The following is a 6,679-nucleotide window of genomic DNA, read 5'->3' as shown; positions in this document are numbered from 1 at the left end:
GACACCAAATCCCGCGGCTATCTCAAGTCGGGTTACGGCTATGCCATCCGCGTCACCGCCACCGTGGATACCAACTACGACAGGCCGGAACTGATTACCGTCCCGCAGACGGCGGAGGTTTATCTGTCCGAGCACCGCTATGAGACCGCCATTCCCTTGGAGAAGGAAGGCGGCCAGTTCGTTTTCCGTGAGAACCCCTCTTCCCCCTTCCGATATAGGAGGCAGTACGTCCCCATCTGGTTTCCCGATAATAGGGACTATATCGCGCAGCTCCTTGTCACCGACGCGCATACCCCCGGCGGAACGCTGTCCAAGTGGATTACCGGCGGGGCACTGAATATCTATGTGGTGGACAGCATGTACGACGATGATACCACCGTGGGAAATTGATATGCCGCCGCTTTGTGTTATCCCTCTCCTGTGGGCGGCTTTCATGGATTGGAAAAAGCGGATCATCCCCGATTGGACATGGATTTCCATCCTCCTGATCGGCGGTATATCCGCTTTTTTGTTTCCAGAACCGGCCCCGGCCCAGCGGATTGCGGGATTTCTGCTGCCGGGTGTTTGCCTGCTCTTTCTGGCCGTGAAATACGGCGGCGTGGGCGGCGGTGATGTAAAGCTGACGGCGGCGCTGGGATTTTGCTTCGGACTGAACACACTGGCGGCCATCCTCTTTTTTTCCCTGCCTCCCGCCCTCGTCTATGGGTTGGCGACCCGGCAAAGAAGCATCCCGTTGGCCGTCTTTTTGTGCATCGGCTTTTTTATGTATGCCGGTGTTCTTTTTATATACGGACTGATCTGCTGATTAAATATAAGGAGGTTTTTTTGTGGAGTTGAAGACGATTTTAGCCGTCGTGCTTTGCCTGGTGATTATCGGCGGCACGGTGTACCTGCATCTCAAGCGGAAAGAGAAATAACGGACCTGCGGAAAAAGGACGGATAACCGCCCCTTTTCCGCTGCCCGCAAAGGAGTGTGAACCTACAAATGATTGAAGAAAAACGCATGGTGGATACCTACGAGGTAATACACGCCATCCATGTTGGTGATAGAGAAATCCTTTTCGCGGTTGACGGCGGAAAAACTGATTGTCCGTACCTGGTATGCGACTGCAACTGGGATAACCCCTTGGGCATCAACCAGTATTTTAACGCCGTGGGAAGCGACGACTACCTGGAAATGATGACCGAGTTTGCCAACCGAGTGCAGGCGCAGCTTGAGGCGGTCAAAGCAGAACGGGATAAAATCACCGTCCCGCTTTCGCCCTTCACACCGGAACATTGCACACCAAACAATTACGGTGAAAGCATTGAAAACAAGGTTGTGGTCATCAGGACGGAGCGCCTGCGTCCTGAATACCGCACTGCCGATAATCAGCTTATGCTGGCCGTGGGCGGCTTTGGCACTTATGCCAATGCCAGGGGCCGGGCGGTCTACACCGTTAATCTATACTCCGGCAAGAAATCCCGCTGGAATCGGGAGGACATCCTGGGCATTCTGAAAACCGAATATATGCCCGATTGGGCAAAGGAACAACTAAAACAGATACTGGCCGGACAACAGGCCAAGCACAAAAAACAAGTACAGGAGCGATAAATTTATGGATAAAAAAATGATACGTTTTATCGACAGCAGCTACAAAGACTTGTTTTCAATACCGGATGGCGGGAATGTGGCCTTAACCCTTTTTGACGGAGAAACAATCATTCGCCCTTGTCAATATATGGATGAATGCCACGCCAAAATCGGACATCGCGTTTTTCACATCTGCGAATTTGCCGAAATCATGGAGCGCAACGGCACAATTTATACACCGGAGGTTCGACAAAAAGGTGATATTTTTGGCACCTATGAAATTTATCAGATCAAAGATATACGAAGTACGGATTATTGTTTCCGCTCATATGCGGAAGCCGCCCAAAAAATCAGCAGAAGTGATTATACGCGAATGTACGCAGGGATGCTTGCTCCCAACATGCCCTTAGACCGCCTATATGCAAAACATAACATGGATAACCGCCCATTTGGAGATAGAATGCGTTCGCTATCTATGAGTGATGTGGTCGTCATAAACCGCGACGGGAAATCAACCGCTTATTATGTGGATACTGGTTTTAAGGAAGTCCCGCAGTTTTTAAACATAAATCAGCAGGAACGGCAACAGGGAAAAAACAAGGGCGCACCACAGCCCGCTATCCCGAAAAAACGGCGCGAGCCGGAACGGTGAGGTGAGCAAAATGTCATTGGAAATCAATGCGGCCGCCCCGGAGGAAGCCGCCTTGTTCTACTCCAACACCGAAAAGGACAAGGAGCTTGGCTGCATCGGCCATCTGCGCGGCGACTTCGGGCACGGCGGCAAAGAGTTTTGGAGTACCTGGTGGGAGCATCAAAGGGACCTTAAGACACAAGCATTTAAGGACGAATTTGATGTACTTATCAACTCCTTGCGGAAACAGGGGTTATTGAAGGACCGTGGCAGTATGGCAAAATTTTGCCATGTACACCCGGAAGCCAAGATTCCGGGCGCGTGGCGTCCCGACGTTTACGGTTTTCGGGTGGATACCGGCAGACACCGCTATTATATCCGCTGCTTTCCGCAGGGGGGCGATTACAACTTCTACATCTATTGCTATATAAACGAAAAGGAACGACTGCGCGAGCAAACGCATGGTAAATCGATCAATAAGAAAAAGCATGAACCGGAACGGTGAGGCCCCGTGCTTTTAAGGAAGGAGGGAAAACATGAACGATCTGACCAGATACAGGCTGTGCGCGGGCCTCCACGCTCCCGCGTCGGCAAAGCTCCTGTACTGCTATCTGCTGGATATGGCGGGAGGACGCCACAACAGCGTGGTTATCTCCATCAAAAATCTTGCCAAAAGTGTGGGGCTTTCCCGTTCGGCCACCAGCCGCAATCTGAACCGCTTGCGGCGGTTGGGCATGATCGGCATTGTTCCCCGGTACTCCGAAGACGGCGGCAGACTGTCCAACCAATATACATTAAAATAAGGAGGGATCTCATTGGCAACAAAGCTGCAACTGATTACAGAGCTTTCCGAAAGGACGGCCCGCAGCCTCACCGGAAGCCATGCCAACTGGATTTCCTTCCTGAAAACCGCAGCCTGGAGCTACAAATATCCGTTTCAGGACCAGCTTTTGATTTACGTGCAGCGGCCCGATGCGACGGCCTGTGCCCCCATTGAAGTGTGGAACGGGAAGCTGGGACGTTGGGTGAACAAAGGCGCGAAGGGTATCGCCCTCATCGACGACAGCGGCAGCCGCTTAAGGCTCCGTCATGTGTTCGACGTAAGTGACACCAACAGCCGCTACAACCGTCCTGTCCCGCTGTGGGAAATGCGGGACAAATATGCCGAAGCCGTAACGGAATCCCTGGAAAACACCTTTGGCGAGCTGGACGATAAGACCAATTTGCCCGCTGCGCTCATTTCCGCCGCGCAGAACGCCGTGGACGATAATTTTTCCGATTACCTTTCTGAACTGATGGATTGCCGGGAGGATAGCGTTCTTGAAGATGTGGACGCCCTCAATATAAAGGTTGTTTTTAAGGATACGCTCAAAATCTCCGTGGCCTGCATGCTCTTAACCCGTTGCGGCTATCCCGCCGATAAATATCTAACTTTAGAGGATTTACAAAGCGTTATTAGCTTCAATACGTTGAATACGGTTTCCCGGCTGGGCGCGGCCACCAGCGACATAGCTGAAATGCTCCTGCGGGAAATCGAGACCACGGTCAAGGACATGCAAAAAGCGGAGCGAAACCAAAGCCGCACATTTGCTAAAGATCGAGGACCGGCGCACAATAAAGGCATAAAACAAACTGATGAAAGGAGTGGTAAGCATGGAACTGACCTACACGCAACAGGGCGATTATCTGATACCCGACCTGGCCCTGCCGGAGGACCAAACGCACATCGGCAAATATGGGATGTTGCGCAGAACATACCTGAAAAACCACCGGAAAGGGATGTACGCCAGCCTGATGCTGTCGGGAGGCCTGAGCAACCACCTGGCGGAGATCGACCAGACGGCGAGGGAACGCGTCGAGCGGATCACGGCGCAGCTCCTGGAAAAGAGCCCCGCGCCGGACAAGGCGACCAATCAGATGGCCTGGGTAGGCCACATGAACAGCCTCAAGCACCAGGCGGAAGAGACGGTGCTGACGGAACTGATTTACAATTAAAATGGTATGACCGAAGAACGGAAGATAAGAGTCTTCCGTTTTTTCATTCCACCCCTCTTATCAATGAAATTCTGCGCTCCACCCCGCACTTGAAAGCGACGAAGCAGGAAATCATTGATTTTTTCACCGCCCATGAGGACGACAACGAGCGCGCCAAATACATCAAGAACATTTTCAACAATGACTACACGGAACTTTTCAGCGGTGAGGATCGGCGCGTCGGGTACAAGACCTATCAAAACGTCCTCCATCTTTGGGAGGGTAGTTACGCTACGAGAACATCCCAGGGATATTATGATTGGGGCGTAATTGCCGACCACTTTGGCAGCATGATTCTGCTAAATGAATTTCTGGATGCACCACCGGCCTTGCCATCCATGCAACAGCAAATGACCCTGATCCAGCAGGCGGAGGATGAAAAATCTTCCGTTTTTTCTATTCCCCAGGAAGCCATTGACGCGATTTTACAGCAAGGAAGCGGAGTGCAGGACGGAAAGTACCGGATTTATCTTCAATTTCAGCAAAACGCCTCCGCCAAAGAAAACGCCGACTTTCTAAAAAAGGAATACGGCATTGGCGGGCGCACGCCTGTTTTAATCGGCACGGATATCGACGAATGGCATGATGGCAAAGGCATTACCCTCATCAGGGATAAGCGCACCGGGCCGGATGCAAAAATTCTTTTGCCCTGGATGAAGGTGCAGAAGCGAATCGGCGAACTGATTGCCGCCGACCGCTATTTAAACGAGAAAGAAAAAGAACATCTGCCCGCATACCGGCAACAGATGGAGGAACGCCGCCAGCAGCTTGCCGAGGAAGCCTACGCCCGCGAAATCTTGAACCGGGAGCCTGCCCCCGCCGAGCCGGAGCCGCCGTCGCGGGAAAATGCGTATTATGCTTTTTCCCTTGGCAACACCGTCTATATCGGCGCGGACGAGTACGAGGTTTTTGCTTTTGACGACAACTCCGTGCATCTCCGAGACACGAATTTTCCGCTTTTCAGCAAGGATTTTGCGCGAAGCGACTTCGAGCGGATGCTGCGGGAAAATCCCCTCAACGACCACCTTATAACCGGGGAAGCACCGGAGCAACCAGCCGAAGAAAAAACAGAAAAGCCGCTGCCCCGTGCGCTATACCGGGAATATCTGCCCCAGGTTATCGACAAGGTGCGCACAGATGAGATTTACCCTTACCTGCGCGACCGGGACACCGACCCCGATAGCGCCAAGCAGGAACTGGACGAAGCCCTTGACCAGATTGTCTTTTCCATGCGGGAGAAACACCCGGACTTTTATGAAGCCTACACCACCCTGCCGCAGTTTCGGGAATGGCTTGCCGAGGACGTATTCCAGCGGACCTATCAGGATTACCTAACGGAACCCCGCGACCTGGCGACCATCCACGGTGACGACCCCGACGCGCCGGAATGGGCGCGGCAAACCGGAGATGCGACCGTCCCCCGCCAAGAGGATATCATCGTCTTGGACAGCGACGGCAGCGAAGACGAAAAATCTTTGGCGGAATTTGACCTGGATTTGCCGGATGGCCAAGCCGGGGAAGCGGGAAAACAACCAGCCGAAAAAGAAATGGTCGCGGGCTTGGAATTATCCATCGACGGCCGCCGCTTTGCCATTGACATGATTGACGCGGAAACCGGCACGGTCAGCCTGCGGGACATCACCTTTCAAAACGGCGTGGGTTTCCCCATCTTCCGCAGGGAGAGCGTCGGCTTCGTGCGCCGCGTTTTGAAACAGCAGAAGGCACATGGCGGCGAGGCTGCCAAAGCCCACCTGTACCTTGCGCCGGAACCAGCGAAGCAGCCCCGCGTTAATTTCCGAATTACCGACGACAACCTGGGCGTGGGCGGCCAAAAGACCAAGTACGCCTGGAATGTCGCGGCCATCCGTCTGGTCAGTCAATTGGAGGAAGAAAACCGCCTGGCTACATCAGAAGAACAGGAAATACTGTCAAAATACGTTGGCTGGGGCGGCCTGCCGCAAATCTTTGACGAGGCCAATTCCCAGTGGGCAAAGGAATACACGGAGCTGAAGGAGCTGCTGGACGAGGATGAATACAACTCCGCACGGGCCTCCACCCTTAATGCCCACTATACATCACCCATCGTTATCAAGGCAATGTACGCCTGTCTTGCCAATATGGGCTTTCAGGCCGGCAACATTCTGGAGCCCGCCTGCGGCAGCGGCAACTTCTTCGGCCTGGTGCCCGAAAGCATGAAAGATTCCAGGCTCTACGGCGTGGAGCTGGACGGCGTCACGGGGCGGATCGCCAGGCAGCTTTATCAGCAGGCTAATATCGCGGTGCAGGGCTTTGAGGAAACCAATCTGCCCGACAGCTTTTTCGACCTGGCCGTGGGCAACGTGCCTTTCGGCAGCTATGGCGTAGCAGATAAAAAGTACGACAAGTACAAGTTTTACATCCACGACTACTTTTTCGCCAAAACGCTGGATAAGGTGCGGCCC

The 6,679-nt window shown here is 53.2% G+C and carries 7 protein-coding genes; all 7 read left to right on the top strand.

From position 1 onward, the window contains the following. Positions 1-63 precede the first annotated feature (63 nt). On the top strand, positions 64-390 hold the full coding sequence (locus A4E54_RS15875) for a DUF8195 domain-containing protein (RefSeq protein ID WP_502687919.1): 327 nt from the start codon (positions 64-66) through the stop codon (positions 388-390). Further along, positions 344-805 carry a prepilin peptidase gene (locus A4E54_RS04255; RefSeq protein WP_502687918.1) on the top strand — a complete coding sequence of 154 codons (462 nt, stop codon included), beginning with the start codon at positions 344-346 and terminating at the stop codon, positions 803-805. Before A4E54_RS15875 ends, A4E54_RS04255 begins: the two co-directional genes overlap by 47 nt. A 180-nt stretch (positions 806-985) precedes the next feature. Further along, positions 986-1,594 carry a hypothetical protein gene (locus A4E54_RS04250; RefSeq protein ID WP_286724610.1) on the top strand — a complete coding sequence of 203 codons (609 nt, stop codon included), beginning with the start codon at positions 986-988 and terminating at the stop codon, positions 1,592-1,594. 4 nt (positions 1,595-1,598) lie between these two features. Next, entirely contained in the window at positions 1,599-2,225 is a 627-nt protein-coding gene (locus A4E54_RS04245; RefSeq protein WP_286724608.1) for a YodL domain-containing protein, read from the top strand. A 10-nt stretch (positions 2,226-2,235) separates the two neighbouring features. After that, positions 2,236-2,709 (top strand): hypothetical protein, encoded by a 474-nt coding sequence (locus A4E54_RS04240; RefSeq protein WP_286724607.1) that lies wholly within the window; start codon positions 2,236-2,238, stop codon positions 2,707-2,709. Positions 2,710-2,740: 31 nt separating this feature from the next. Beyond that, positions 2,741-3,007: a helix-turn-helix domain-containing protein gene (locus tag A4E54_RS04235; RefSeq protein ID WP_286724604.1), complete on the top strand. Its 267-nt coding sequence runs from the start codon at positions 2,741-2,743 to the stop codon at positions 3,005-3,007. 12 nt (positions 3,008-3,019) lie between these two features. Beyond that, positions 3,020-6,679 (top strand): class I SAM-dependent methyltransferase (locus tag A4E54_RS15870; protein WP_502687917.1); only part of this gene is annotated, 3,660 nt, incomplete at its 3' end.

The sequence above is a fragment of the Pelotomaculum sp. PtaB.Bin117 genome (assembly GCF_002067195.1).
In the GTDB taxonomy this organism is placed as follows: Bacteria; Bacillota; Desulfotomaculia; order Desulfotomaculales; family Pelotomaculaceae; genus Pelotomaculum_D; species Pelotomaculum_D terephthalicicum.
This window is presented reverse-complemented; position numbering and strand designations above follow the sequence as displayed.

Bases quoted from the DNA above. Each gene is read 5' to 3' on its own strand.
- A4E54_RS04240 (WP_286724607.1), top strand. From the start codon at position 2,236: ATGTCATTGGAAATCAATGCGGCCGCCCCGGAGGAAGCCGCCTTGTTC.
- A4E54_RS04255 (WP_502687918.1), top strand. From the start codon at position 344: ATGTGGTGGACAGCATGTACGACGATGATACCACCGTGGGAAATTGAT.
- A4E54_RS04235 (WP_286724604.1), top strand. From the start codon at position 2,741: ATGAACGATCTGACCAGATACAGGCTGTGCGCGGGCCTCCACGCTCCC.
- A4E54_RS04245 (WP_286724608.1), top strand. From the start codon at position 1,599: ATGGATAAAAAAATGATACGTTTTATCGACAGCAGCTACAAAGACTTG.
- A4E54_RS04250 (WP_286724610.1), top strand. From the start codon at position 986: ATGATTGAAGAAAAACGCATGGTGGATACCTACGAGGTAATACACGCC.